At 69.4% G+C, this 25,296-nt stretch carries 25 protein-coding genes and 1 riboswitch; of the genes, 13 read left to right on the forward strand and 12 right to left on the reverse strand.

The window, feature by feature from the left end:
• Window positions 1-136: 136 nt before the first annotated feature.
• From AC1RM6_RS20515 to cbiE, 5 genes are read right to left on the reverse strand one after another with little or no spacing between them, the layout of a single operon-like run.
• Window positions 137-745 carry a hypothetical protein gene (locus AC1RM6_RS20515; RefSeq protein ID WP_493104628.1) on the reverse strand — a complete coding sequence of 203 codons (609 nt, stop codon included), beginning with the start codon at window positions 743-745 and terminating at the stop codon, window positions 137-139.
• Window positions 746-761: 16 nt separating this feature from the next.
• Entirely contained in the window at window positions 762-1,538 is a 777-nt protein-coding gene (gene cobF, locus AC1RM6_RS20520) for a precorrin-6A synthase (deacetylating) (protein WP_493104630.1), read from the reverse strand.
• A gap of 4 nt (window positions 1,539-1,542) precedes the next feature.
• Entirely contained in the window at window positions 1,543-2,328 is a 786-nt protein-coding gene (cobM, locus tag AC1RM6_RS20525) for a precorrin-4 C(11)-methyltransferase (protein WP_493104631.1), read from the reverse strand.
• Window positions 2,325-2,681 carry a cobalamin biosynthesis protein gene (locus tag AC1RM6_RS20530; RefSeq protein WP_493104633.1) on the reverse strand — a complete coding sequence of 119 codons (357 nt, stop codon included), beginning with the start codon at window positions 2,679-2,681 and terminating at the stop codon, window positions 2,325-2,327. Before AC1RM6_RS20530 ends, cobM begins: the two co-directional genes overlap by 4 nt.
• Entirely contained in the window at window positions 2,678-3,886 is a 1,209-nt protein-coding gene (gene cbiE, locus AC1RM6_RS20535) for a precorrin-6y C5,15-methyltransferase (decarboxylating) subunit CbiE (RefSeq protein ID WP_493104635.1), read from the reverse strand. The genes AC1RM6_RS20530 and cbiE overlap by 4 nt, the downstream gene beginning before the upstream one ends.
• On the opposite strand from cbiE, the gene AC1RM6_RS20540 reads away from it, so the two are divergent.
• Window positions 3,885-4,631 (forward strand): cobalt-precorrin-6A reductase, encoded by a 747-nt coding sequence (locus AC1RM6_RS20540; protein ID WP_493104636.1) that lies wholly within the window; start codon window positions 3,885-3,887, stop codon window positions 4,629-4,631. The genes cbiE and AC1RM6_RS20540 overlap by 2 nt on opposite strands.
• Here AC1RM6_RS20540 and cobJ read toward each other — a convergent pair.
• The 5 genes from cobJ to AC1RM6_RS20565 all read right to left on the reverse strand — a co-directional run bounded on the left by cobJ (window position 4,610) and on the right by AC1RM6_RS20565 (window position 10,017).
• Window positions 4,610-5,356 carry a precorrin-3B C(17)-methyltransferase gene (gene cobJ, locus AC1RM6_RS20545; protein WP_493104638.1) on the reverse strand — a complete coding sequence of 249 codons (747 nt, stop codon included), beginning with the start codon at window positions 5,354-5,356 and terminating at the stop codon, window positions 4,610-4,612. The two genes, AC1RM6_RS20540 and cobJ, sit on opposite strands and share 22 nt — an antisense overlap.
• On the reverse strand, window positions 5,353-6,078 hold the full coding sequence (gene cobI, locus AC1RM6_RS20550) for a precorrin-2 C(20)-methyltransferase (RefSeq protein WP_493104640.1): 726 nt from the start codon (window positions 6,076-6,078) through the stop codon (window positions 5,353-5,355). The genes cobJ and cobI overlap by 4 nt, the downstream gene beginning before the upstream one ends.
• Entirely contained in the window at window positions 6,075-6,704 is a 630-nt protein-coding gene (locus tag AC1RM6_RS20555) for a precorrin-8X methylmutase (RefSeq protein WP_493104642.1), read from the reverse strand. The genes cobI and AC1RM6_RS20555 overlap by 4 nt, the downstream gene beginning before the upstream one ends.
• Entirely contained in the window at window positions 6,694-7,776 is a 1,083-nt protein-coding gene (locus AC1RM6_RS20560; protein ID WP_493104644.1) for a ferredoxin-like domain-containing protein, read from the reverse strand. Before AC1RM6_RS20560 ends, AC1RM6_RS20555 begins: the two co-directional genes overlap by 11 nt.
• A gap of 177 nt (window positions 7,777-7,953) precedes the next feature.
• A riboswitch (cobalamin riboswitch) is annotated at window positions 7,954-8,164 on the reverse strand.
• 86 nt (window positions 8,165-8,250) lie between these two features.
• On the reverse strand, window positions 8,251-10,017 hold the full coding sequence (locus AC1RM6_RS20565) for a methyl-accepting chemotaxis protein (RefSeq protein ID WP_493104646.1): 1,767 nt from the start codon (window positions 10,015-10,017) through the stop codon (window positions 8,251-8,253).
• A gap of 196 nt (window positions 10,018-10,213) precedes the next feature.
• Here AC1RM6_RS20565 and AC1RM6_RS20570 point away from each other — a divergent pair, with 196 nt between their 5' ends.
• From AC1RM6_RS20570 to AC1RM6_RS20625, 12 genes are all read left to right on the forward strand, one after another.
• Entirely contained in the window at window positions 10,214-11,338 is a 1,125-nt protein-coding gene (locus AC1RM6_RS20570; RefSeq protein WP_493104648.1) for a carbohydrate porin, read from the forward strand.
• Window positions 11,339-11,683: 345 nt separating this feature from the next.
• A complete protein-coding gene (locus AC1RM6_RS20575) occupies window positions 11,684-13,621 on the forward strand; it encodes a methyl-accepting chemotaxis protein (RefSeq protein ID WP_493104649.1) in 1,938 nt (645 codons plus the stop codon).
• Between the two features lie 57 nt (window positions 13,622-13,678).
• Window positions 13,679-15,589 (forward strand): methyl-accepting chemotaxis protein, encoded by a 1,911-nt coding sequence (locus tag AC1RM6_RS20580; RefSeq protein WP_493104651.1) that lies wholly within the window; start codon window positions 13,679-13,681, stop codon window positions 15,587-15,589.
• Between the two features lie 29 nt (window positions 15,590-15,618).
• Window positions 15,619-15,891: an STAS domain-containing protein gene (locus AC1RM6_RS20585; protein WP_493104653.1), complete on the forward strand. Its 273-nt coding sequence runs from the start codon at window positions 15,619-15,621 to the stop codon at window positions 15,889-15,891.
• A 13-nt stretch (window positions 15,892-15,904) separates the two neighbouring features.
• Window positions 15,905-18,217 (forward strand): chemotaxis protein CheA, encoded by a 2,313-nt coding sequence (locus AC1RM6_RS20590; protein ID WP_493104655.1) that lies wholly within the window; start codon window positions 15,905-15,907, stop codon window positions 18,215-18,217.
• Window positions 18,214-19,077 carry a CheR family methyltransferase gene (locus AC1RM6_RS20595; protein WP_493104656.1) on the forward strand — a complete coding sequence of 288 codons (864 nt, stop codon included), beginning with the start codon at window positions 18,214-18,216 and terminating at the stop codon, window positions 19,075-19,077. Before AC1RM6_RS20590 ends, AC1RM6_RS20595 begins: the two co-directional genes overlap by 4 nt.
• Window positions 19,077-20,105 carry a protein-glutamate methylesterase/protein-glutamine glutaminase gene (locus AC1RM6_RS20600; protein WP_493104659.1) on the forward strand — a complete coding sequence of 343 codons (1,029 nt, stop codon included), beginning with the start codon at window positions 19,077-19,079 and terminating at the stop codon, window positions 20,103-20,105. Before AC1RM6_RS20595 ends, AC1RM6_RS20600 begins: the two co-directional genes overlap by 1 nt.
• A complete protein-coding gene (locus AC1RM6_RS20605; RefSeq protein WP_493104661.1) occupies window positions 20,102-20,671 on the forward strand; it encodes a chemotaxis protein CheD in 570 nt (189 codons plus the stop codon). Before AC1RM6_RS20600 ends, AC1RM6_RS20605 begins: the two co-directional genes overlap by 4 nt.
• A 32-nt stretch (window positions 20,672-20,703) precedes the next feature.
• Window positions 20,704-21,069, forward strand: coding sequence for a response regulator (locus AC1RM6_RS20610; protein WP_493104663.1), 366 nt, complete (start codon window positions 20,704-20,706; stop codon window positions 21,067-21,069).
• Between the two features lie 17 nt (window positions 21,070-21,086).
• Window positions 21,087-21,527, forward strand: a complete 441-nt coding sequence (locus tag AC1RM6_RS20615) for a chemotaxis protein CheW (RefSeq protein ID WP_493104665.1) — start codon at window positions 21,087-21,089, stop codon at window positions 21,525-21,527.
• Window positions 21,528-21,560: 33 nt separating this feature from the next.
• On the forward strand, window positions 21,561-22,556 hold the full coding sequence (locus AC1RM6_RS20620) for a chemotaxis protein CheB (protein ID WP_493104666.1): 996 nt from the start codon (window positions 21,561-21,563) through the stop codon (window positions 22,554-22,556).
• Window positions 22,553-22,870: a hypothetical protein gene (locus tag AC1RM6_RS20625; RefSeq protein ID WP_493104667.1), complete on the forward strand. Its 318-nt coding sequence runs from the start codon at window positions 22,553-22,555 to the stop codon at window positions 22,868-22,870. The genes AC1RM6_RS20620 and AC1RM6_RS20625 overlap by 4 nt, the downstream gene beginning before the upstream one ends.
• 118 nt (window positions 22,871-22,988) lie before the next feature.
• Here AC1RM6_RS20625 and AC1RM6_RS20630 read toward each other — a convergent pair whose 3' ends face one another.
• Both AC1RM6_RS20630 and AC1RM6_RS20635 read right to left on the reverse strand, forming a co-directional pair.
• The gene (locus tag AC1RM6_RS20630; RefSeq protein WP_493104669.1) at window positions 22,989-24,137 is read right to left on the reverse strand and encodes a vWA domain-containing protein; all 1,149 of its coding nucleotides are present in this window, start codon (window positions 24,135-24,137) and stop codon (window positions 22,989-22,991) included.
• Window positions 24,138-24,454: 317 nt separating this feature from the next.
• Window positions 24,455-25,282, reverse strand: coding sequence for a PEPxxWA-CTERM sorting domain-containing protein (locus AC1RM6_RS20635; RefSeq protein ID WP_493104671.1), 828 nt, complete (start codon window positions 25,280-25,282; stop codon window positions 24,455-24,457).
• Between the last annotated feature and the right edge of the window lie 14 nt (window positions 25,283-25,296).

Raw genomic sequence — 25,296 nt, forward strand, 5'->3', positions numbered from 1 at the left:
GGCGCTGACGTCAACCATGCCGCCACAGCGCCAGGACGCTGCCGACCTGGTGCGGGCGATGCGGGATGACGATCGTTACCGATGCTTCATCTCGGCGGAGCGGTGATTGTCGACGGAGTCGCCAGGCGATGCTGCCTCAATCGGGATCGGGTGCATGGTCTTTCCAGCAGGGCGCCATCGTGCGCACCATGTCCGCGCCCCAATCCGCGACCTCACCGTCCATCGCCGACAGATCGAGGGCCGCGTACCCGCCGCCGGGTTGGATGACCCCGGAATTGCTGCGGATTCTATAGGAGGTCTGGTGTAACGGCGGCGGCCCCAATGTGAGCAGCAGCGCCCCTGACTTGCTTGGTCGTCCGATCCCGAATCCGATCGGTAGCGCCTGCAGCGCATCGAGTATGGCGAGCATCTGCGGGCAGTGCCGCGAATCCGCCCAGCTTGTGGTGGACAGGACGCGCGGTACGCCGCTGCCGGTTGCCCGCCGCATATACCAATGCTGGCGATTGCCGAGTCTCCTGTAGATGGTGACGACGGTCCATCCATGGCACCAGGGCTCGGTTACGGTGACGATCGTCGCGCCGACCAGCGGTCCCTCCGCCGGCGCCTTTTCGGCGGCATCGATGTCGGCCGTAGCGGCGGCACAGGGCAGTGCCGATGAAGGGCCGAGATAGGGATCGGGGTCCGGGGCGACATCGGTCGCCACCTGGGCGCCGGCGAGCAGCAACGGCAGGACGCTCAGCAACATGATCACCTCGCTTGGGTCAGGGCGCTCCACCGATAGCCGCATCCACCGTCCGCCGCATCAGATAGACGTCCATGATCCAGCCATGCTCCGCGCGCAGCGCCGCGCGGCGTTCGACGATCGCCGCACCGACCTCGGCGAGCGGGCCGGCGATCAGCGCTTCGTGGGCCATCCCCAGATAGGCGCCCCACCAGATTGCGATCCCCTCCGGCGCCAGCGTCTCGAACGCGCAACCGCCGTCGAGCATCACCACCAGGCTGTCGACGCCCGCCGGCCAGCCATGGTCGCGCAGTTGGCGGCCGGTGGTGATCGTCACCGGTTCGGCGAGCCGGTTGAGCGGGATCGCATGGGCTGCGGTCAGCGCCTGGAGGCTGGTGATGCCGGGGACGACCTCGATCGCGATCGCCATGCCGTTCGCCCGCAGCCGCTCGGCGATGCGCAGGCTGCTGTCGTAGAGCGAGGGGTCGCCCCAGACGAGCAGCGCCACCGTCCCGCCATCGGGCAGGAGCGCGGCGATCTGCGCGGTCCAGGCGGCGGCGATCGCGTCGTGCCAGTCATGGACCGCGTCGAGATAGGGCGCCTCGGCCGATCGCACCGGCAGGTCGAACTCGACCACCCGGGTCGGTCCGGTCAGGATCTGCGCGCAGATTGCGCGGCGCAGGTCGATCAGGTCGGATTTGGCGTCGCCCTTGCGCGGCAGCAGGATCAGGTCGGCGCCGTTCATCGCCTTCGCCGCCGCCAGCGTCAGATGGTCGATATGGCCGGTGCCGATGCCGATCAGCCTGAGCGCGATCATGCGCTCAGTCCACGCCGTTGGCGAAGCGCGAGTCCGCCGATTGCGGGCGGAAGCGGCGGTCGTAACCGGCGGCGTAGAGGCTGCTCTCGCCGAAATCCTCGGGGGCCAGCACTTGCCCGACCAGGATCAGCGCGGTCCGCTCCATGCTGCCCGCGACCGCGGCCTCGACCGTCGCCAGCGTCGCGCGCACCACCCGCTCGTCGGGCCAGCTCGCGCGCCACACCACCGCGACCGGGCAGTCGCCGCCATAAGCGGGGGTGAGGTCGGCGACCACCTGCGCCAGATTGTGGATCGACAGATGGATCGCCAGCGTCGCGCCGGTCGCGGCGAAGTTGGTCAGGCTCTCGTCGGCGGGCATCGCGCTGGCGCGGCCGGGGGTGCGGGTGAGGATCAGCGACTGCGCGACCCGCGGCAGCGTCAGCTCGGCCTCGAGCGCGGCGGCGGCGGCGGCGAAGGCGGGGACTCCGGGCGTCACCGTGAACGGGATGTCGAGCGCGCGCAGCCGGCGCAACTGCTCGCCCATCGCCGACCACACCGACAGGTCGCCCGAATGGAGCCGGGCGACATCGTGGCCGGCGGCGTGCGCGGCCTCGATCGTAGCGATGATGTCGTCGAGCGCCATCGACGCGGTGTTGACGATCTGCGCACCCGGCGGACAATGGTCGAGGATCGCCGCCGGCACCAGCGACCCGGCATAGAGGCATACCGGGCTCGCCGCGATCAGGTCGCGGCCACGCAGGGTCAGCAGGTCGGGCGCGCCCGGGCCGGCGCCGATGAAATGGACGGTCATGACGAAGCTCCTTGGGCGATGGCGCAGCTCGCCATGCGGTCGGGGGAAAGCCGGCGGGCGCCGAGCAGCCGCGCGCCGGGGCCGGCGGCGGCGAGCGCCGACGCCTCGGCGACGCTGCCGGTGCCGCGCGCGGCGAGGCTGGCGGGCGAGCGGGTGAGCGTCTCGGCGGCGACAAGCGCGACGGGGTCGATCGCGATGACGGGCAGGCCGAGGCCCAGGCTTTCGAGCAAAGCCGCCTTGTCGTGCGGCGCCGCCAGCGCATCGACCGGCCGATCCCCGGCCGCGAGCGCCAGCGCGGCGCGCAGCGCGGCGGTGTCGGCGCCGCTGCGATAGCCGAAGCCGGCGACGATCATAGGGTGACGCTCCACTGGACGATCGGATAGCTCGCCTTCCAGCCGCGCCGCGGCCCGATCGAAGCGGCCTCGGCGAGTTCGATCCGCAGCAGCGTCCCGCCCTTCGCCTGATGCCACTGCGCGAGCAGCGCCTCGGATTCGAGCGTCACCGCATTGGCGACCAGCCGCGTGGCCGTGGGCAGGCGCGACCAGAGGGTTTCGAGCAAAGCCTGCGACAGGCCGCCGCCGACGAACACCGCGTGCGGCGCGGCATGGCCGTCGAGGCCATCGGGCGCGCGGCCCTCGATCACCCGCAGCCGCTCGACCCCGAGCCGGGCGGCGTTGGCGCGGGCGCGGGCGGCGCGGACCGGATCGGCCTCGAACCCGATCGCCTGGTTGGCGGGGTGGGCGAGCAGCCATTCGATCGCGATCGATCCCGATCCGGTGCCGATGTCCCACAAAGTCTCGCCAGCGCGCGGCGCCAGCGCCGACAGGGTCAGCGCGCGGACTGGGCGCTTGCTGATCTGGCCGTCATGGTCGAACCAGTCGTCGGGCCGGCCGGCAACCGAGGGCAGGGTGACGCCGTCGCCGGCAAAGCCGATCCCGACCGCGACCGGATGGGTGATATCTTCGAAGTCGAGCGTCGCGGCGGTGGCATGGCGGATGCGTTCGCGCGGGCCACCGAGCGCTTCGAGGATATGCAGCTTCGACGCGCCGAAGCCTTGCTCGCACAGATAGGCCGCGAGCGCGCCGGCCGCCGCACCGTCGCGCACCAGCACCAGCGCCCGCCGCCCGGGCGCGATCAGCGGGCGCAGCCGGGCGAAGGGTGCGGCGTGAAGGCCGAGGCAGGCGATGTCGTCGATCGGCCAGCCGAGCCGGGCGGCGGCGAGCGCGAAGCTCGAAGGTGCGGGATGCGCGATCCATTCGATGGGATCGAGGTGGCGCGCGATCACCGATCCCGCGCCGAACCAGAAGGGATCGCCCGAGGCGAGCATTACCACCCGCCGCCCGCGCTCGGCGAGCAAGAGGGCGATGCCGGCCTCGAACGGCACTGGCCAGCTCCGGGTCTCGCAACTAAGAGCGGGCAGCAACGCCAGGTGGCGGGACGATCCGACGACCAGATCGGCCCGCGCCAGCGCGTCGCGGCTCGCGGCCGACAGCCCGTCGGGGCCGTCCTCGCCGATCCCGACGATCGTCAGCCAGGCCGCAAGGGGGGCGTCAGCCATGTCGAACATCCTGATCCTCGGCGGCACCCTCGAAGCGAGCGCGCTCGCCCGCGCGCTCGCCGATCGCGGCGCGACCGCGACGTTGAGCTATGCCGGCCGCGTCGACAAACCGCGGCCGCAGCCGTTGCCGGTGCGGGTCGGCGGCTTCGGCGGCACCGCGGGGCTGGAGGCCTGGCTGCGCGAGCATGCGGTCACCCATCTGGTCGACGCGACCCATCCCTTCGCCGCGACGATGAGCGCGCATGCGGTGGCGGCCGCGGGGGCGGCGGGGGTCGCGCATCTCGCCTTCACCCGCCCGGCCTGGGCGCCGGTCGCGGGCGATCGCTGGCGGCATGTCGCCGATCTCGACGGCGCGATCGCCGCGCTTGCCGGGCCACCGCGCCGGGTGATGCTCGCGCTCGGCCGGATGCACGCCGATGCCTTCGCCGCGCAGGGCCAGCATCATTATCTGCTGCGCTTCGTCGATGTCCCAGCGGTCGCGCCGATCCTGCCGCATCACGACATCGTCGTCGATCGCGGGCCGTTCGATGCCGAGGGCGACGCGCGGCTGATGCGCGAGCATCGGATCGATCTCGTCGTCTGCAAGAATGCCGGCGGCCGCGGCGCCGAGGCCAAGCTGATCGCCGCGCGCGCGCTCGGACTGGATCTGATCATGATCGACCGCCCGGCGCTGCTGCCGCGCGACGAGGCGCATGACCTCGCTACAGTGCTGCGCTGGCTCGGTCATGCGGATCTCGGTGTGTAGAGGATCGGCGCGCCGGTCCGCTCGATCAGCCGGGTCTGGCTCGACCCGACGATCACCATCGTCCGCATGTCGGCCATGTCGGGCCGCGCCTCGCTCAGCCTGACGATCCGCAGTTGCTCGTCGGGGGTGGTCACCGCCCGCGCGAACAGCACCAGCCGGTCGTCGGGACAGGCCTCGCGCAGGATATCGAGTGCGCGGGCGAAGCCTTCGGGGCGCGCCTTCGACCGCGGATTGTAGAAGGCCATCGCGAAATCGGCCTCGGCCGCCAGCCGCAGCCGGCGCTCGATCAGCGCCCAGGGCTTGAGATTGTCCGACAGGTTGATCGCGCAGAAATCATGCCCCAGCGGCGCACCCGCCCGCGCGCTCGCGGCGAGCATCGCGGTGATCCCGGGGAGGATGTCGATCCGGATGTCGCGCCAATCGGCCGGCCCCGCCTCGAGCGCTTCGAACAAAGCCGCCGCCATCGCGAACACCCCCGGGTCGCCCGACGACACCACCACCACCCGTCGGCCCTCGGCGGCCATCGCCAGCGCATGGGCGGCGCGTTCGAGTTCGACCCGGTTGTCGGTCGCGTGCAGGGTGAGGCCGGCGCGTGGGCGCACCCGCGCGACATAGGGGCCATAGCCGACGATGTCGGTCGCCTCGGCTAGCGCCGCGCTCACCTGCGGGGTGATCAGCGCCTCGTCGCCGGGGCCCATGCCGGCGACCGCGACCCAGCCGTTCACGGTCTTCTTCCCTGGCCATGGATCAGCAGGATCGAGAAATAGGGGGTGACCGCTTCGGCGTCGCACAGCCGGGTCACCTTCTGGTCGGCCATCGCTGCGTATTCGACCAGCCAGGCGGATTCGTCGCGGCCGGCGGCGGCGACCGCGCGGCGCAGCTTGGCGAGGTTGCGGCCGATCTTCATCACCACCAGCGCGTCGGTGTCGCGGATGCGGCGGGCAAGATCCTCCTCGGGCAGGGTCGCCATCAGCACCGTCAGCACGTCGTCGCCCCAGCTGATCGGCAGCCCGCTCGCGGTCCACGCCCCCGACATGCCGGTGATCCCGGGCACGACCCTGACCGGCGCGACTCCCGCCAGACGGGTGTAGAGGTGCATGAACGATCCATAGAAAAAGGGGTCGCCCTCGCACAGCACCACGACATCCTCGCCGGCCGCGGTCAGCGCGGCGAGGTGGCGGGTGCAGTCGGCATAGAAGGCCGACAGGCTCTCATTGTAGCGCGGATCGGACAGCGCAATCTCGGTGGTGACCGGATATTCCATCGGATATTCGACGACATCGGCGCGCAGCATCCCCTCGACGATCTTGCGCGCCTGGCCGGGCTTGCCGGCCTTGCGGAAGAAGGCGACATGGCGCGCGCCGCGCACCAGCCGGTCGGCGCGCACGCTCATCAGGTCCTGCGCACCCGGGCCCAGGCCGACGCCATGGACGGTGCCGATCGTCATTCGATCGGGCTCGCCAGCGCGTTGATCGCCGCGACGCTGATCGCGCTGCCGCCCATCCGGCCCTCGACGATGCAGCACGGTACCGGCTGCTCGGCCCACAAAGCCGCCTTGGATTCGAGCGCGCCGACGAAGCCGACCGGGCAGCCGATGATCGCCGCCGGCCGGGGGCAGGCGGGGTCCTCGAGCATGTTGAGCAGATGGAACAAAGCGGTCGGGGCGTTGCCGATCGCGACCAGCGCGCCGGCGAGATGCGGCCGCCACAGTTCGAGCGCGGCGGCCGATCGGGTGTTCGCCATCGTCCGCGCCAGTTCGGGCACAGCAGGATCGTGAAGGGTGCAGATCACCGCATTGGCGGCGGGCAGCCGGGCGCGGGTCACGCCCTCGCTCACCATCCGCGCGTCGCACAATATCGGCGCGCCCGCCTTCAGCGCGTCGCTCGCGGCGGCCGCGAAGTCGGGGGAGAAGCGGATGTGCGCGGCGAGCTCGACGAGACCGGCGGCGTGGATCATCCGCACCGCGACCCGCTCCTCGCCCCCGGCGAAGCGCGCGAGGTCGGCTTCGGCGCGGATCGTCGCGAAGGACTGGCGGTAGATCGCGGCGCCGTCCTTCTGATAGTCATGCGGCATCGGGCACTCCGAAATGCGCGGCGATGTCGCCGACGCTCAGGCTGGACAAAATGGCGGGATCGCCGGCGCGGGCGGCATAAGCGAGATCGTAGCGGCCGTCGCGTCCGGTGATCATGACATCGGCGGGCGCGGATCGCGCGCAGCCCTTGGCGCAGCCAGAGACATGCAGCCGCCCGGCGACATAAGGCGCGAGCCGGGTCGCGAGCGCCCGGGTCTCGACCGTCGCCTGCGGGCAGGCCGGCGCGCCGGGGCAGGCGTCGACCCGCATCGACGGATCGGTGCGGTCGACCAGGGGGGCATCGTCTTCGGCGATCAGGATCCGCCAGGGCGTCACCCGAATTGCGCCGGTCACGCCGGGCTTCGCCGCGTCGATCCGGCCGAACGGCAGGCTGATGCCGCGACCGGCCCAGATGCGTGGCGGCGCCGGGCACTGCGATCCGGTCAGCGACGGGGCGAGAGGGGCGGGGTGCCGCGCCATCCGCCCGGTGCCGCTTGCGGCGAACCAGTGGGCGAGCGCGATCAGCGCATCGACGGCGTCGGCGCGGGTGACCGCCAGGCCGGTCGCGCGGCCGTCGGCGCGCAGGATCAGGCCGCCGTCGCTTGCGCGCTCGATCCGGAAATCGGCGGGATCATGGGCCAGCACCGGCGCGGGGCCGGCGTCGATCGCGAAGCCGATCTTGGCGGGGAGGTCGGGCAGTTCGTCGAGCCGCGCGGCGAGCGCCTCGGCGATGCCCGCGCTGTCGTCGCCGGGCTGCCAGTCGGGGGCGACCATGATCGCCCGGCGCGCCTCGCGAACCGGGTCGGGATCGACCAGGCCGAGTTCGACCAGCCGTTCGACCAGCGCCGGCCAGCCGGCTTCGGCGACGCCGCGGATCTGGAGGTTGGCGCGGCTGGTGGCGTCGATCAGGCCGCTGCCGAACCGGATCGCGGCGTCGCACAGCCCGGCCAGCTGGGCGGCGTCGATCCGCGCGAGGCGCGGCCGCACCCGCACCAGCAGCCCGTCGCCCGCGCGCATCGGCCGCCAGGCGGTCGGGCACCAGCCGCGGACGGCAGGACGCGGGGAAGGGGGCACGGCAACTCCATCGACGCCCGGGCGAAGACGGCGGGGCGTGCCGGCGCGAAGGCCGGTCGGGCACGACGACGGGCGGGCGTGGAGACCCGTCGGCGCGCACCGATGCGGCCCCAGCCGCACAGGTTCGTCGCTCAGACGGAGAGGGACCGTGCCATGACCATCCCCTGGACCAAGGCAAGAGCGACCGGTGCGCCGGCAGGTCTCCTGGCTCGCGGGTCAAAGCATGATGCGCGGCCTTCCCAGCAACCTGCCAGTGGCTGCTCCCGTGTCAGGGGAGCGATGCGCATCGCACTCGCCGCTTACAGTTGCAGGGACAGCCGCGGATTTGGGGAAATCCCCGCACCGCATTCCCATTGAAGCCCCTTGCGGGGCACCGGCGCGATCTGCAGCGCGCATAAGCGGGCGGCCGGGCTTTGTCCATGTCGCGCCTGCGATATCGGGGCAGGTGCGAAATTCGGCATATTTTCGGGAAAATCAGGCCGCGAGGCGGTGAGCGGGTGCGGTGCGATATTGTGGCGCGATATCAGGATCTTGCACGGAGCTGATGCGGAAGCGGGCGACCTGGCGGTTCAATCCGTCGGCCTCGCTGGCGAGGCCGCGCGCGGATGCGGTGGCTTCCTCGACCATCGCCGCATTCTGCTGGGTGACCCCGTCCATCTCGCCGACCGCGGCGTTGACCTGCTGGAGGCCCGAGGCCTGCTGCTCGGCGGCCGAGGCGATCGCCTCGACGATCTGGTTGGCCTCGACGATCTGGGTGACGATCCGGCGCAGCGCGTCGCCGGTCTCGCCGACCAGGCTGACCCCGGCGCCGACCTGCTGGCCGCTCGCGGTCACCCGCGCCTTGACGTCCTTGGCGGCGTCGGCCGAGCGCTGGGCGAGCGCACGCACCTCCGAGGCGACCACAGCAAAGCCGCGGCCGGCATCCCCGGCGCGGGCCGCCTCGACCCCGGCGTTGAGCGCGAGCAGATTGGTCTGGAAGGCGATGCCGTCGATCACCGCGATGATCTCCGAGATCTCGTTCGAAGACCGTTCGATCCCGCCCATCGCTTCGACCGCGCGGGCGACGATCTCGCCCGAATGCTCGGCCTCGCTGCGCGCCTTGGCGACGGTGGCGCGGGCACGCAGCGCATCCTCGGCGGTGCGGCGCACGGTGCCGCTGATCTCGTCGAGCGCGGCGGCGGTCTCCTCGAGCGAAGCCGCCTGCTGCTCGGTGCGGCGCGACAGGTCGTCGGAGGCCTGGCTGATGTCGCCGGCGCCGTTGGTGATCTCGCGCGCGGCGGCGGTGACCTCGGTGATGGTGAGCTGGAGCGCGTCGAGCGCGCCGTTGAAATCGGTCTTGAGCCGCGCGAACGGCCCGGTCAGATCGGCGTCGATCCGCGACACCAGGTCGCCCTGCGCCAGCCGCGACAGCGCCTCGCCGACGCTCGACACCAGCATGTCGGCCTGCTCGCTGGTCGCGCGGCCCGCCGCGGCGAGCTGGTCGCGGAACTGGAGGGTCGCCGAGGCGAGCTGGCCGAGTTCGTCGCGGCGGCCGGTCGCCGGCACCTGGACGTCGAAGTCGCCCGTGGTCATCCGCCGGATCGCCGCGACCAGCGTCGTCAGCGGCGCGACGACATGGCGGCGGCACAACAGGCCGAGCAGCGCGACCATCAGCAGCGACAGCCCCATCGCGGTCATGATCGCGATCTCGGCGGTGTCGGAGGCGCGCACCGACGCCGCGCGCACCATCTCGACATGCGCCTCGATCGCGTCGGACACGCCGCTCATCTTGCCCTCGAGCGCCTCGAAGCGCTCGATGAAGCGCGGCAGCAGCGCACGCGCCTTCGCCGGATCGGTCTGCGCCGCGCTGCGGATCTGCCCGGCCATGTCGATATAGTCGTTGACCTCGGCGTCGATCGCGCCGGCGGCATCGCGCACCGTCGCCGAGGCCGGGGTGGTCTTGTCGATCGCGATATCGTCGCGCAGCGTCTTGGCATGTTCGTCGAGCGCCTTGCCGGCCTCGGCGAGGCCGGCACCGCCGTCGGCGGCGGCCTGGAGCAGCGCCAGGCCGTCGGCGCGGATCGCGTCGTGCATCATGTCGGCGGTCATATGGTTGCGCAGCAGCTGCGACGCCTCGCTGATCCGCACGAGGGATGCCGCCTGTTCGCGGCTGACCCAGATGCTCACCCCGCCGGCGCCGAGCATCAGCAGCAGGATCAGTCCGATTGCCGCCATCGTCATGCGATTCAGGGATGAAGTCATGGGTCGCTCTCCGTTCGATCCACGACAGTAATGGTAGCCCGTAAAATAAGGATGAATCGGGCGAATCGATGGAATTGGCGGATTTCCGCGAACCGCAAAATATTAGTCTTTTGGCGATAGTCTGGAGGAAATAATCGAGTGGTGTAGTGTCATGCGTAAACAAGCTTTTGCAACGATTGCATTTTCGGCGGCTGCAATGGCGACCGCCCCGGCCCGGGCCGAGGAGGCGGCGACGCCGCCCCCGGTCGACCTGCATATTGGCTATGTCGCCGATCTGGTGCGGGCGATGCCGAGCGACGCCCGCGACAAGAGCTATTATCTCGACAATCTCGACGTCACCGCCGATCTCGATTTCGCGCGGCTGCTCGGCTGGTCGGGCGGCACCGGCCATGTCCATCTGCTCAACAATCTCGGCGGCATGCCGAACGACGGCGCGGGCACCCTCCAGGGCGTCGACAATATCGAGGTCGCGAGCCAGCGGCTGCGGGTGTTCGAGGCGTGGGTCGAACAGGCGATCGGCAGCCGGTCGAGCCTGCGGGTCGGGCTCTACGACCTCAACAGCGAATTCTATTCGAACGAGGCCGCCGGGCTGCTGATCGCGCCGGCGTTCGGGGTCGGATCGGAGATCGCCGCGACCGGCACCAACGGCCCGTCGATCTTCCCGTCGAGCGCGCTCGCGATCCGCTTCGACACGAAGCTGTCGGGCAATGTCTATGCGCGCGCGGCGGTGCTCAACGCCAATGCCAGCACGATCGGCGACGCGCATGGGGTCGATTTCAGCTTCGACCATGGCGCGCTGGTGATCGGCGAGGCCGGGTTCGAGAAGCGCACCAAGGTCGCCGCCGGCGTGTGGAGCTATACCAAGCGCCAGGACGATCTGCGCGATCTGGCCCCCGACCTGACCCCGCGCCGCCGCGGCGCGCACGGCGCCTATGCGATCGTCCAGGCGCCGCTCAGGCGCGGGGCGGGGCCGAAGCTCGACGGTTTCGTCCGGGTCGGTGTCTCCGACGGCAAGACCACCGCGTTCCGTGGCGGCTGGCAGGCGGGCGTTCAGGTTGCGCGCTTCGTGCCCGGCCGCCCCGACGCGCAGCTCTCGTTCGGCGCCAACCAGGCCTATCTGTCGAACCGCTACCGTGCCAATCTGCGCGACGCGGGCATTGCGCCCAAACATGCCGAGAGCGCGATCGAACTGACCTATGCCGACCAGCTGCTGCCGGGCTTCACGGTGCAGCCCGATTTCCAGTTGATCTTCGATCCGGCCGGCGAGCGCGGGCGGCGAAGCGCCAAGGTGGTGAGCCTGCGGCTGCGCTACGAGCGGTAGGGGCGGGCTAACCGGATCGGTTGCTGCTGGGCTAAGTTCGATAACCAAATCCGTCATGCTGAACTTGTTTCAGCATCCACTCTTCCACATGGGAACGTTCCCCCGCCGCACGGTGGATCCTGAAACAAGTTCAGGATGACGAGGGTGGGGTATGCGCTGTGCGTTCATGCGCCGCGCATGTTTGGATGCGACGCATCTTCAAGGGCCACCGCGCCGCCGCAACGTCCTTAACGCACCCCGCCAAAATTCGCGCATTTCCGCCAGTTCCCGCCGGCCCATGGCCTCACCGTCATGGTTTAAAATCGCCGCAAACAACTCGTTAAGCATTTCGCCCTAAGTCGAAGAATGAAGATCAATTTTGGGCGAATCGGTTACGCAATGGACAATCTCCGGATCAGCGGCAAACTTTCGGCATGCTTCGCACTGCTGTTCGCGGCACTCCTCGCGGTCGGCGGGCTCGCGCTCTACAATCAGAGCAAGCTCAGCGCCTCGGCGCAGGAACTGGCGATCGACCGGCGGCTGAAGCTCGAGGCCGTTGCCGCGATCAACACCGCGATGTCCGATTACCGGATCGCCGAAGCGAACCATGTCCTGTCGACCGAGCCGGCGCATATGGAGAGGGCCGAAGAGGCGCTGAAGACGCAGACCGCGCTCATCGCCGACAAGCTCGCCTATCTCGATCCGCGCACCAGCAAGCCCGACACGCGTGCGGCGCTCAACACCTTCAAGGACGACTGGCGCGATTATCAGGAGCGCTCGGAGGCGATGAAGACGCTGTCGCGCGCCCAGCAGAACGAGGCCGCGCTTGCGCGTTTTCGTGCAAACGATCAGCAATTCGAAAAGGCGAGCGGGGATGCCGATGGCATGCTCAAGGCGCAGTCCGAGGTGATGAACGGCGTCGCCGCCGAGGCCCAGGGCATCTACGAATCGGGCCGCAACCTGACGATCATCGTCACGCTGCTGGTCGGTGGGCTCATCCTGGCGATGCTGGTGGTGCTGGTGCGCGGCATCGCCCGCCCGCTCGGCCTGATGACCAAGGGCCTGACCGACCTCGCCGGTGGCCGGGTCGATGTCGAGGTGCCGGTGTCCGACCGTCGCGACGAGATCGGCGACCTCGCCATCGCGATGAAGGGGCTGCGCGATCAACTCGCCGGGGCCGAGCGCGCCAAGCAGGAGCAGGCGATGCTGATCGTCGACAGCATCGGCAACGGGCTCGACGCGCTGGCGCAGGGCGACCTGACCGCGCGGGTCGACGCCAACCTGACCGGGCCGTTCGCCAAGCTCAAGACCGATTTCAACAAGGCGATGGACGCGGTGTCGCAGGCGATGACGTCGGTGTCGACCACCGCCACCGGCATCACCAACGGCGCCGGCGACATCCGCCAGGCCTCCGACGATCTGTCGCGCCGCACCGAACAGCAGGCGGCCAGCCTCGAAGAGACTGCCGCCGCGATGGACGAGATCACCTCGACCGTCCGCCAGACCGCCGAGGGCGCCAATCGCGCCAACAGCATCGTCGGCATCACCCGTACCGAAGCCGAGGAATCGGGCGAAGTCGTCCGCCGCGCGGTCGAGGCGATGGGCGGGATCGAGCGGACCTCGTCGGAAATCTCCGAGATCATCAGCGTGATCGACGGCATCGCCTTCCAGACCAACCTGCTCGCGCTCAACGCGGGCGTCGAAGCGGCACGCGCCGGCGACGCCGGCAAGGGCTTCGCGGTGGTCGCCTCCGAAGTGCGCGCGCTGGCGCAGCGCTCGGCCGACGCCGCCAAGGACGTCAAGGCGCGGGTGACCGCGAGTGGCCAGCAGGTCGACGCCGGGGTGGCGCTGGTCAGCGAGACCGGCAAGTCGTTGCAGCGGATCATCGGCCGCATCGCCGAGATCAGCACGCTCGTCTCCGACATCGCCTCGTCGGCCGAACAGCAGGCGACCGGCCTCCAGCAGGTCAACACCGCGGTGTCCGAGATGGATGGGGTGACCCAGCAGAACGCCGCGATGGTCGAGCAGGCGACGGCGGCCGCGCGCAGCCTCGCGGTCGAAGCCGATGCGCTCGCCAACGAGGTCGCCCGCTTCAAGCTGGTCGGCAATGGCCGCGCGGCGGCGCAGAGCCGCCCGTCGCCGGCGCCGTCCTATGCCGCGCCCGCGCGCGCGCCGACCGCGGTGCATGAAATGCAGGAGCGCGCTGCGCAGGCCGGCCGCGAGCTGGCCCGCAGCGCCCGCTCGTCGCGGGGTGGCGCCGCGGTGGCGGTGGCGCCTGCCGACGACGACTGGTCCGAATTCTGATCCCGCCGGCGGTGCGTGGGGCGCCGCCGACCCGAGCATTTGCGTGGAGTGTGGTTGATGAAAAATCTGAAGATCAGGGTGAAGCTGTCGATCGCGTTTGGGGTCGCGATCGCCGCTCTGCTCGGCCTGGGGGCCTTTTCGATCCAGAAGCTGGGCGTGCTCGCCGAGCGGGTCGAATATATGGGCACCGACCAGCGCGACAAATTGTCGGCGATCGATGCGATCAAGGCCGGGACTTCGGATTTCCGCGTGTTCCAGGCGGTCCACATCCTGTCGAGCACGCCGCAGGACATGCAGGCCGCCGCGACCGAGATGGACCGGCAGCTCGGCATCATCAATGACAATGTCGACATGCTCGACAAGGGGCTGAAGTCGAAGGGCTCGCGCGCTGCGCTGGAGACCTTCCAGGCCGACTGGGCAACGATGGTCGCACGCTCGGCCAAGACCAAGGCGCTGTCCGAACAGGGCCTCGACGCCCCAGCGCTCGCCAGCTTCAGCGCCGAAAAGGGCGTGTTCGACCGCGCCAATGGCGATGCCGTCGAACTCGCCAAGGCGCAGAGCAAGAACGCCAAGACCAAGATGACCGAGGCGCTCGACACCTATGCCTCGGCGCGGCTGCTCGTGATCCTGCTGACGCTGGCGGTCGCCGGCCTGCTGGTCGGGCTGCTGACGATGCTGGTGCGATCGATCGCCAGCCCGATCGCGACCGTCACCGGCGCGCTGAGCGCGCTGTCGACCGGCAGGATGGACGTCGTCGTGGCGGCCGACGATCGCCGCGACGAGATTGGCGACCTGGTCGGCGCGATGACCGGGCTGCGCGACCAGCTCAACGCCGCCGAACGGTCGAAGACCGAACAGACGGTGCTGATCGTCGACAGCATCGGCACCGGCCTCGCCGCGCTGTCGCAGGGCGATCTCACCGCCCGCGTCGACGCCAACCTGACCGGGCCGTTCGCCAAGCTGAAGACCGATTTCAACAATGCGATGAACGAGCTCGGATCGGCGATGTCGAACGTCGCCCAGGCGACCAGCGGGATCAATTCGGGCGCCGGCGACATCCGCCAGGCCTCGGACGACCTGTCGCACCGCACCGAGCAGCAGGCCGCGAGCCTGGAGGAGACCGCCGCGGCGATGGACGAGATCACCTCGACCGTCCGCCAGACGGCCGACGGCGCCAACCGCGCCAACTCGATCGTCGGGGTGACCCGCACCGAGGCCGAGGAATCGGGCGAGATCGTCCGCCGCGCGGTCGATGCGATGGGCGGGATCGAGCGGACCTCGGCCGAGATCAGCGAGATCATCGCGGTGATCGACGGCATCGCTTTCCAGACCAACCTGCTCGCGCTCAACGCGGGCGTCGAAGCGGCGCGCGCCGGCGATGCGGGCAAGGGCTTCGCGGTGGTCGCCTCCGAAGTGCGCGCGCTGGCCCAGCGTTCGGCCGACGCCGCCAAGGACGTCAAGGCGCGGATCATGGCGAGCGGCGAGCAGGTCCATGCCGGGGTCGCGCTGGTCAGCGAGACCGGCAAGTCGCTGCAGCGGATCATCGGCCGCATCGCCGAGATCAGCACGTTGGTGTCGGAAATCGCCGCTTCGGCCGAGCAGCAGGCGACCGGCCTGCAGCAGGTCAACACCGCGGTGTCCGAGATGGACAATGTCACCCAGCAGAATGCCGCGATGGTCGAGCAGGCCACCGCCGCGGCGCGCAGCCTGGCGGTCGAATCCGACGCGCTGGCGCAGGAAGTCGCGCGCTTCAAGCTCGGCGGTCCGGCACTGGCGGCGAACAGCCGCTCCGCCCCGGCCCGTTCGGCTCCGGTGCGTTCGGCACCGAGCCGCGCGGCCACCCCGGTTCACGAATTACAGGAGAGGGCGGCCCGGGCCGGCCGCGACCTCGCCCGGAGCGCTCGCGCGTCCCGTGGCGGCGCCGCGGTCGCGATGGCGCCCAGTGACGACGACTGGTCGGAATTCTGACCGATCGACCTTGCGACAAGGATAAAGACATGACGTCTCACTCGCTTCCCCCGGTGCTCGACACCGCCGCCGCGGAGCCGCTGCATGCAGCGCTCCTCGCCCGGATCGACCAGCGCACCCCGCTGCGCATCGACGGCGCCGCCGTCGAGCGTGCCGGTCTCGCCTGCCTGCAGGTGCTGGCCAGCGCCCGGGCGACCGCATCGGCGGCCGGCCTGAGCTTCGCGCTCGAGGCGCCGAGCGAGCCGCTGCGCCGCATGGTCGCGCTCGGCCGCTTCGACACCCTGCTCGAACCCGTCGCCTGAAGGAGGACGCATCATGGATCTCGATGAAATTCAGGCGATCTTCTTCCAGGAGTGCGACGAAGGCCTGGCGATGATGGAGTCGCATTTCGCGGCCTTGCGCGACGGCGGCGACGACGAGACGATCAACACGATCTTCCGGGCGGTCCACTCGATCAAGGGCGGCGCGGGCGCGTTCGGCCATGAGCTGCTGCAGACCTTCACCCATCATTACGAAACCGTGCTCGACAAGGTGCGCGACGGCGAACTCAAGCTGACGCCCGACCTGATCTCGACGATCATGAGCGCGTTCGACATGCTCGCCGACCATGTCGCGGCGGCGCGCGGCGAAGGCAGCTTCCCCGACGACGCGGCGGTGCTCGCCCGGCTCGAGGGCGCGCTGGGCGGTGGTGGTCATGCGGCCCCCGAACCCGTGGCGGTGGCGGCCCCCGTGGCGGCGCCCGCACCGGTCGCCGTAGCGGCCGAACCGGCCCCGGCGGCCGCGGTGATCGACACCGATGTCGACGATCTGCTCGGCATGTTCGACGATGCGCCCAAGGCGGCCTCGGCCGCCCCGGTCGCGGCCAAGGACGATTTCGACGATTTCAGCTTCGACGACCTGCCGTCATCGGAAGAGCCCGCCCCCGAGGCCGAGCCCGCGGCGTGGGTCGTGCGCTTCCGCCCCGGCAATGGCGGCCTCGACAATGGCGGCGAGCCGCTGCTGATCCTGCGCGAGCTGACGACGCTCGGCGGCCATGTCGTCGCGGTCGATGCCGGTGCGATCCCGGGTCTCCACGATCTGGTCGTCGGCCGGCCCTATGTCGGCTGGACGCTCAGCCTGCCGGCGACGGTCGGCGAGACCGATATCCGCGACGTGTTCGAATTCGGCGATGTCGCCGAACTCGACCTCCACCGCGCCACCAGCGCCGACGAACCCGCCGACATCCGGCCCGCGCCGGTGACGCTGCCGTCCGGCGCACCCGCGGTCGCGGCGCCCGTCGCCGCTGCTCCGGCCGCGCCGATCCCGGTTGCCGCCGCATCCGTGGCGGCCGCGCCGGTCGCCGCCGCGCCGGCGCCGGTCACCCCGATCAAGCCGGTCGCCGCCGCAGCCCCGGCCGAGCCGCCGCGCGCCCCGGCCGCGGCGCCCGCGCCCGCCGCCGCGCAGACGATCCGCGTCGACCTCGACAAGCTCGATCGCCTCGTCAACCTGGTCGGCGAGCTGGTGATCACCCAGGCGATGCTCGCGCAGCGCCTGTCGGAGAACGGCCTGAACGGCATGTCCGAGCTGACCGATCTCGATCATCTGACCCGCGAGCTGCAGGACAGCACGATGGCGATCCGCGCGCAGCCGATGAAGACGGTGTTCAGCCGGGTGCCGCGGATCATCCGCGAGCTCGAGGCCGGCACCGGCAAGAAGGTCCGGCTCGAGGTCGAGGGCGAGATGACCGAGGTCGACAAGACCGTGGTCGAACGTATCGGCGAGCCGCTGACCCATCTGATCCGCAACGCGGTCGACCATGGCATCGAATCCCCCGCCGACCGCATCGCCGCCGGCAAGCAGGAAGAGGGCGTGGTCAAACTGTCCGCCGCCCACCAGTCGGGCCGGATCGTGATCACCATCGCCGACGACGGCCGCGGCATCGACCGCACCCGGGTCCGCGCCAAGGCGGTTGAAAAGGGCATCATCGCCGCCGACGCGGTGCTGAGCGACGAGGAGATCGACAATCTGATCTTCGCGCCGGGCTTCTCGACCGCGGCGGTGGTCTCGAACATCTCGGGCCGCGGCGTCGGCATGGACGTGGTGCGCAAAAACGTCCAGGCGCTGGGCGGCCGCATCGGCATCGCCTCGACGCTGGGCAAGGGATCGAGCTTCAGCCTCAGCCTGCCGCTGACGCTGGCGGTGCTCGACGGCATGATCGTCACCGTCGGCGCGCAGACGTTCGTCATCCCGCTCAGCCATATCGTCGAGAGCCTGCGGCCCAAGGAAGCCCAGGTCCGCGGCATGGGGCCGGGGGCGACCGTGCTCGACGTGCGCGGCGCCTATGTGCCGGTCCACCAGGTCGGCGAGCATCTGGGCATCCCGGAATCGCAGGTCGACCCGGCCAATGCGGTGCTGATCGTCGTCGAATCCGACAAGGGCCAGGCGGCGCTGATGGTCGACGGCATCCAGGACCAGCGCCAGGTCGTCGTGAAGAGCCTCGAGACCAATTATCAGGCGATCCACGGCCTGGCCGGTGCGACCATCCTCGGCGATGGCCGGGTCGCGCTGATCCTCGACGTCGACGGGCTGATCAACCGCTGGCGGCGTGAAGGCCGTGCCGGCGGGCCGATCCTGGACGTCGCGGCATGACCGGCTCGGCCCTTCGCGCCACCGCGGCGCGCGCGCAGGAGTTCGCCTTCGAACCGCGCGACCATGAGGCGATCTCCAAGCTGGCCTATGCCGAGGCGGGAATCCTGCTGCCCGCGGGCAAGTCGCAGCTCGTCTATGGACGGCTGGCCAAGCGGGTCCGCGCCTGCGGTCTGGAAAGCTTCGCCCAATATGTCGAACTGCTCGACAGCGACATGGGCGAGCGGGGGCGGGCGATCGATGCGCTCACCACCAACCACACCAAATTCTTCCGCGAGGACCATCATTTCGACCATGTCCGCGACACGCTGTGGCCGGTGCTCCAGCGCAAGCTGAACGGCGGCGGGGCGGTGCGTTTCTGGTCGGCGGCCTGTTCAAGCGGGGAGGAGCCCTATACGTTGGCGATGACCCTGCTGGGCGCCGACAAGGCGGCAGGGGTCAAGATCGCGCGCAGCAACGTCAAGATCCTGGCGACCGACCTGTCGGACACGATCCTGGCGGCGGCGCGCACCGGCCGTTATCCGGGCGACCAGGCGGGCGACATTCCCGGGTCGCTGCGCAACGCCTGGCTGCGCAAGAGCGGCGACCAGATCGAGATCGATCCGGCCTGCCGCGACATGGTGTCGTTCAAGAAGCTCAACCTGCTCACCGAGTGGCCGATCAAGACGCAGTTCGACGCGATCTTCTGCCGCAACGTGATGATCTATTTCGACGAAGAGACCAAGGAACGGCTCGTGCGGCGGCTCGCCGAACGGCTCGTCCCCGGCGGTTTCCTCTACATTGGCCATTCCGAACGTGTCGCGCCTTCGCTGTCGCACATGCTGACCTGCGTCGGCCGGACCATTTTCCAGAAGGTGTCGTGATGACCATTCGTGCCCTTGTCGTCGATGATTCACCCACGATGCGCGCCCTGGTGTCGCATGCCCTGTCGCGCGATCCCGCGATCGAGGTCGTCGGCACCGCCGAGGATCCGTACCGCGCCCGCGAGATGATCAAGGCGCTCAACCCCGACGTGCTGACGCTCGATGTCGAAATGCCGGGGATGGACGGCCTGTCGTTCCTCGCCAAGATCATGCAGCTGCGGCCGATGCCGGTGGTGATGGTTTCGTCGCTCACCGAAAAGGGTGCGGCGGCGACGATGGACGCGTTCGAACTCGGCGCATTCGATTGCTATGCCAAGCCCAAGGGGCGCTTCCCCGAGACCAGCGAGCATGGCGAACCGACCCTGGCCGACATCGTCAAGGCCGCCGCGGGCAGCCGCCGGGCCGGGGCCCGTGGTGCGCGCACCGCGGCGCCGGCGGCTAGCGCCTATCGCGCCCGGCCCGACACGCTGATCGCGGTCGGGGCGTCGACCGGCGGGGTCGAGGCGCTGATCGAGCTGCTGTCGGGTTTCCCGGCCAATTGCCCGCCGACGGTGATCGTCCAGCATATGCCACCGGGCTTCACCGCGACCTTCGCGGCGCGGCTCGACCGGATGTCGGCGCCCAAGGTGCAGGAAGCGCGCAGCGGCGCGCCGCTGCAGCATGGCAATGTCTATCTGGCGCCGGGCGGCGAGAATCATCTCGAGCTGGTCGGCCATGGCGAACTGCGCTGCCGGCTGGTGCCGGGCGACAAGGTGTCGGGCCACCGCCCGTCGGTCGACCGGCTGTTCAGCTCGGTCGCCAAGGTCGCCGGCGGCCGCGCGGTCGGCGCGATCCTGACCGGCATGGGCCAGGACGGCGCGCATGGCCTCAAGGCGATGCGCGACGCCGGATCGTTCACCGTCGGCCAGGATCGCGAAAGCTCGGTGGTCTACGGCATGCCCGCGGTCGCCCATTCGGTCGGCGCGGTCGAAGTTCAACTGCCGCTCGGGCGCATCGCCGCCCGACTACTCAAGGAGTGCCAGGCATGATGCACAGCAATCCTTCCGCCGACGGCACCCGCCGCGTTTCCATCCTGCAGGGCGAGACCCGCGTCACCGACGATCCGTCGCTGGTGCTGACGACGATCCTCGGCAGCTGCATCGCGGCGTGTCTCTACGATCCGATCGTCAAGGTCGGCGGACTCAACCATTTCCTGCTCGCCGAGCCGGGCACCGACACCGATCCCAAGTCGATGCACCGTTACGGGCTCTATGCGATGGAAGTGCTGATCAACGCGATGCTCGAACTGGGGGCGAGCCGCCACCAGCTGAAGGCGCGCATCTATGGCGGCGCATCGATGCGCGACGGCTTCCGCGACATCGGCGGCGACAATGCCGCCTTCGCCCGGCGCTTCCTCAAGGACGAGCGGATCGCGCTGGTCGGCGAGGATGTCGGGGGGCGGGGCGCCCGCCGCGTCGACTTCCGCGCCGCGCTGGGCCTCGCCCGTGCGCGGGTGGTGACCGACACCCATGTTCCGACCGCGGCGCCCCGTATCGCGCCCCGGCCGATGCCCAAACCAGTGCCGGAATCGACCGGCGACGTGGAGTTCTTTTGATGACCCTTTTCACAACCAGTTCAGGAGGTTCCGTGAGCAAGACGATCATGACCGTGGACGATTCACCAAGCATGCGCATGCTGCTTCGTGGCGCCCTTACCGATCTCGGCTATGTCGTGAAGGAGGCCGAGGACGGCCGCCACGCGCTCGAGAAGATCGACGAATATAGCCCCGATCTGCTGATCACCGACATCAACATGCCGCGCCTCGACGGGTTCGGCCTGATCGAGGCGCTGCGCGGCCGGGGCGACCTGACCACCTTGCCGATCCTGGTGCTCACCACCGAAAGCTCGGACGCGAAGAAGCAGAAGGCGCGCAATGCCGGCGCGACCGGCTGGATCGTCAAGCCGTTCGACCCGGACAAGCTGGCCGCGGCGATCCGTCGCGTCATGCACTGATCCGACAGGAGCGCTCCATGTCACGACAGCTCATCACCTTCGAGCTCGGCGACCAGTTTCTGGGCGTCGACATCATGGCGATCCGCGAGATCCGCGCCTGGTCGCCGGCGACCCCGCTGCCGAACGTGCCCGCGCATGTGCGCGGGGTGGTCAACCTGCGTGGCGTGGTGCTCCCGGTGCTCGACCTGCGGCATCGGCTGGGCTGGGGCCTGACCGATCCGACGGTGCGCCATGTGATCATCGTCGTGCGGATCGGCGATCAGCTCCAGGGCCTGATCGTCGACGCCGTTAACGACATCGTCACGGTTTCCGCCGAAGATATGCAGCCGCTGCCCGATGTCGGCGAATCCCCCGCTGCGGGGTTCCTCGACGGACTGGCGACGATCGATTCCCGACTGATTCTCGTGCTTGCGCTGGACCGGCTGGTCGACGCCGGCACCCATGCTGAAGCCGCCTGACCCCCCACTATGTTTTCTTAGGAGCAAATACCCGTGAGCAGCACCAGGGTCCTAGTCGTCGATGATTCTCTGACGATGCGCGCGCTTATCTCGGGCGCTCTCGAACGCATCCCCGATGTCGATGTCGTCGGGGCCGCCAACGGCGCCGCCGAGGCGCGCGAGATGGTTCGCAACCTCAAGCCCGACGTCCTGACGCTCGACGTCGAGATGCCGGTGACCAACGGGATCGAATATCTCGCCGAGATCATGTCGAACGCGCCGTTGCCGGTGATCATGTTCTCGACCAAGACCGAGGCTGGGGCCGCCTCGTCGATCGAGGCGCTGCGGCTGGGTGCGATCGACTGTTTCCCGAAGCCGAAGGTGGCGGCGCAGGCGGAATTCGACGCGGTGCTCGACCGGCTGGGCAAGCGGATCAAGTCGGCCAAGGGGCTCAACCTGAAGAAGCTCCAGGCTTCGGTCGCGCTCGCCATGCCCGGCGAATGGAACGGCCGGCTGATCGCGATCGGCGCCGAGGCGTCGAACACCCAGCAACTGTTCAACTTCTTCGCGGCGCTGCCCAAGGACTGTCCGCCGATCCTGGTCGTCCAGCATCTGGGCCCGGGGCTGGTCGAGAGCCTGGTCGAGCGGCTGGACGGCAAGATCCAGCCGAAGATCGTGGTCGCCGCCGACGGCACCCCGATCGAGCAGGGCACGATCTATTTCGCGCCGCAGGGCGACAAGCATATGGTGATCGACACCTGGCCGCAGGGCCGGTGCCGGTTGATGGAGCGCGATCCGGTCGGCGGCGAGCGCCCGTCGATCTCGCTGCTCTACGCGTCGCTGGCGAAGACCGCGGCGGCCGATGCGATCGCGATCCTGCTGCCGGTCGAGCATGAGGACGGCCTGCCGGGCATGCGCCCGCTGCTCGCCGCCGGCGGCATCGGCGTGACCCAGGTCGAAGGCGGCTTCACCCTGACCCGCGGCGACAATCAGCAGCGCCTGCCGGGCGACAAGATCGTCGCGGCCATGCTGAAGCTGGCAAGCAAATGAGCGCGATGGGGCCGGTGGGGGCCGCCCTGGGCGAGGAGCAGGGTGCGGAGCCGCTGTCGTTCGAGCATGTGCTCGCCGACGAGCTGGTCGGGCTCACCGTGGCGCTGTCCGAGCTCGCTTATGAGCTGGGCAGCGACCCCGACACGCTGCGGCGGCATATGAGCAGCCTGCAGGCGGTCGACCGGATCACCCAGACCCAGCTCGCGGTCGCCGACATGCTGCGCTCGACCGCGCCGATCGCGGAACGGGTCAACGAGGTCACGCTCGAGGATATGGCGATCCGCCTGCGCGAAGCGCTGGGGATCGTCCAGTAGGAACCTTCCCGCGCGGTCCTGACGCCGCGCGGGGAGACTGGGGGGCGGGGCGGTTCGCGGCGGCGCGCTAAAAGTGCACTGTCACCGAATTATTGCCCATTTCGACGCGAACGGATGGTCAGCGCACGGCCGTGCTGGCGCGATCGATCTCGGCACGCGTCTTGTGCTCGCCGCTCATCAGCCGCTTGCGGAAAGCGGCTTCGCGTTGCGTGAGATCGGCGTGGCGCTGCTTCATCAGCGCCAGCGCATCCGCGGCGAATGGGGGATATCGTCCCTGTCTGGCACGGGCCGAAAGATCGGCGCTCAGTCGCAACGCTTCCTTGGACACGATATTGCTGATGCACAGGGCGGCGTCGCTGGCGGCGTCCGACGTGCGCACCGCATTGCCGCTCGCCGCATCGCTCGCCCGAACCATATCGGCTGCCCGGCGGTTGGATTCGCGCACCGCGGCCAGTGTCCGATCGAATGCCTGTTCGGTCTGCAGATTGACGAAGGTCCCGCCGCCGGCCGAGGCGACCGCCTGCAACGCCGCGGCGTCGCGGGATGGCAGACCGAAGCCGATGATGTTGACGATGGCCCGGGTCGTTCCGCCATTGATATGCCTTGCGACGCCGACCGGATCGCCGCCGCAGGTCTCCTCGCCGTCCGACACGACGTAGATGAGCTGTTCGCCCCGGACATCGGATGGCTTCAGCACCTCCTGTCCGCGCGACAAGGCGGCAGCGAGCGGCGTCCAGCCAACCGCGCGGAGCCGGCCGACCGCCGATCGCAGAGCCGCGCGATCGCGCGTGATCGGAACGAGCGTATCGACGCCGGTGCACGAGCGCGCCTTGCCGGCCTCGCTATTGTCACCCTGCTGCCCGAAGGCCAGCAGCGATGCTTCGACGCTGGGCGGCAGCCCGTCGACGAAGGCCAGCGCCGCCTCGCGGGCCAAAGCGAGCTTGGTGCGCCCACCGATCCTGGCGGCCATCGACCCCGATCCGTCGATCAGTATGACGACGCGCTCGGGAGCGCCGGAACGCACCGGTCCTCCGGGTTGCGATTCGGGCCTCGGCTGCTCCAGGCCGACCTCCCGGAAACAGGCGTCTGGATCGTCCGTGATGAACCGGGCGGCATAGTCGCGCGCTGCGGACGTCGCGGCTGCGCTGCCCGGCGCCTGATCCGGAGTGACGGCCTTTGCCCGACCAGCTTCGCTGTCGTCCCGTCCACATGCCGAAAGGGCGACAAGGCCCACCGCAAGTGCAAGCCAGGTCCGGCGTAGCGGCATGAACCTCGATCCTCTTCCCGTCGTCGGTGAAGCGATAACGCAAAACATGCCGCGACCGATCCGCGCAGAGCGGGTTGGGGTAATTCCATGGTCGATGCAGGCGGCACCCCGATCGGGCGGGGCACGATCTGTTCCGCGCCGCAGGGCGACAGGCCTATGGCGATCGACACCTGGCCGCAGGGCCGGTGTCGGTTGCCGTCGGACTCAGGCTTAAAAGTGCACTGTTACCGAATCAGGTAAGGAATTTCCTGGATCCGCATCGAGGAAGTGGGCCGCAGTGTGACCGTCAGGATCGACAGCGGCGCGATTACCGCGGGTCAATGCCCGAGCCGGACACTTCTGAAGCCTGGGCGACAGCCGCCCGAGCGCAGCGCGGCGCCGACCAAGCCGAACCCGACTATAAGCAATAGCCAGGAACTGGGCTCGGGCAGCGCGGCGCCATAGGCGGGTACGCTGTTCGAGGTCGTAAACCCATTCGCCGATGTGAACGTGACGCCCGTCGGCAAATCAAAGCGCAAGCTGCCTCCGAAACTGTGTACGCCCACGGCATCCCTCACCGACGCCGTCATGTAATAGGGGATCGTGTCGGTCGCGCTTTGCATCGTGTAGACGGCGTGGGCAACAAATTCGGTAATCGAGGCGACATCGACAGTTCCCTGCGTCACGCTGTACTGGACAGCTCCGCTATTCGAGAACGCGACCGACGCCAGGAAATCTCCGAACTTCGCTGCGCCTCCACCATAGCCCGATCCGATGTCCGGAATCACCCGTTTGATGGTGAAATAGACATCGAATTGGGTCGGACTCGACGCGTCCCACGTCGGATCGCTGAAGATGAGCGGCCCGTCTCCAACGGACAAATACGCCATGGTGTCGGTGTCGATGCCACCGGTGCCGGGATTGTCGCCGATCGCGCTATGTGAAGAGTAGAATTCCAGGCGCCGGTCGCTCGCATAACCAGTGACGGCCGCTGTCGCAAACTCGGTCTGATCCTGGGTTGTGACTGAACAGCTTGCACCGGAACAGTCGTGCGAGATGAAATAGCCCGGGTCGGTCAGTAGCGCCCTCGCCTGAACGAGAACCGACGCTGCATGCGCCGGCATCGCCGCCGTTATCGCAGCCAAAAACATCGGAAAGAATCGCATATGGCCCCCCGGCA

It is taken from the genome of Rhizorhabdus sp. GW822-FHT03C02 (assembly GCF_058801765.1).

What these genes read in the sequence shown, in the direction of transcription:
- AC1RM6_RS20590 (WP_493104655.1), top strand. Translation starts at nt 15,905, where the DNA reads ATGGATCTCGATGAAATTCAGGCGATCTTCTTCCAGGAGTGCGACGAA.
- AC1RM6_RS20515 (WP_493104628.1), bottom strand. Translation starts at nt 745, where the DNA reads ATGTTGCTGAGCGTCCTGCCGTTGCTGCTCGCCGGCGCCCAGGTGGCG.
- AC1RM6_RS20540 (WP_493104636.1), top strand. Translation starts at nt 3,885, where the DNA reads ATGTCGAACATCCTGATCCTCGGCGGCACCCTCGAAGCGAGCGCGCTC.
- AC1RM6_RS20605 (WP_493104661.1), top strand. Translation starts at nt 20,102, where the DNA reads ATGATGCACAGCAATCCTTCCGCCGACGGCACCCGCCGCGTTTCCATC.
- cobM (WP_493104631.1), bottom strand. Translation starts at nt 2,328, where the DNA reads ATGACCGTCCATTTCATCGGCGCCGGCCCGGGCGCGCCCGACCTGCTG.
- AC1RM6_RS20575 (WP_493104649.1), top strand. Translation starts at nt 11,684, where the DNA reads ATGAAGATCAATTTTGGGCGAATCGGTTACGCAATGGACAATCTCCGG.
- AC1RM6_RS20615 (WP_493104665.1), top strand. Translation starts at nt 21,087, where the DNA reads ATGTCACGACAGCTCATCACCTTCGAGCTCGGCGACCAGTTTCTGGGC.
- AC1RM6_RS20600 (WP_493104659.1), top strand. Translation starts at nt 19,077, where the DNA reads ATGACCATTCGTGCCCTTGTCGTCGATGATTCACCCACGATGCGCGCC.
- AC1RM6_RS20565 (WP_493104646.1), bottom strand. Translation starts at nt 10,017, where the DNA reads ATGACTTCATCCCTGAATCGCATGACGATGGCGGCAATCGGACTGATC.
- AC1RM6_RS20625 (WP_493104667.1), top strand. Translation starts at nt 22,553, where the DNA reads ATGAGCGCGATGGGGCCGGTGGGGGCCGCCCTGGGCGAGGAGCAGGGT.
- cobI (WP_493104640.1), bottom strand. Translation starts at nt 6,078, where the DNA reads ATGACGATCGGCACCGTCCATGGCGTCGGCCTGGGCCCGGGTGCGCAG.
- AC1RM6_RS20580 (WP_493104651.1), top strand. Translation starts at nt 13,679, where the DNA reads ATGAAAAATCTGAAGATCAGGGTGAAGCTGTCGATCGCGTTTGGGGTC.
- AC1RM6_RS20595 (WP_493104656.1), top strand. Translation starts at nt 18,214, where the DNA reads ATGACCGGCTCGGCCCTTCGCGCCACCGCGGCGCGCGCGCAGGAGTTC.
- AC1RM6_RS20635 (WP_493104671.1), bottom strand. Translation starts at nt 25,282, where the DNA reads ATGCGATTCTTTCCGATGTTTTTGGCTGCGATAACGGCGGCGATGCCG.
- AC1RM6_RS20555 (WP_493104642.1), bottom strand. Translation starts at nt 6,704, where the DNA reads ATGCCGCATGACTATCAGAAGGACGGCGCCGCGATCTACCGCCAGTCC.
- cbiE (WP_493104635.1), bottom strand. Translation starts at nt 3,886, where the DNA reads ATGGCTGACGCCCCCCTTGCGGCCTGGCTGACGATCGTCGGGATCGGC.
- AC1RM6_RS20630 (WP_493104669.1), bottom strand. Translation starts at nt 24,137, where the DNA reads ATGCCGCTACGCCGGACCTGGCTTGCACTTGCGGTGGGCCTTGTCGCC.
- AC1RM6_RS20570 (WP_493104648.1), top strand. Translation starts at nt 10,214, where the DNA reads ATGGCGACCGCCCCGGCCCGGGCCGAGGAGGCGGCGACGCCGCCCCCG.
- AC1RM6_RS20530 (WP_493104633.1), bottom strand. Translation starts at nt 2,681, where the DNA reads ATGATCGTCGCCGGCTTCGGCTATCGCAGCGGCGCCGACACCGCCGCG.
- cobF (WP_493104630.1), bottom strand. Translation starts at nt 1,538, where the DNA reads ATGATCGCGCTCAGGCTGATCGGCATCGGCACCGGCCATATCGACCAT.
- AC1RM6_RS20585 (WP_493104653.1), top strand. Translation starts at nt 15,619, where the DNA reads ATGACGTCTCACTCGCTTCCCCCGGTGCTCGACACCGCCGCCGCGGAG.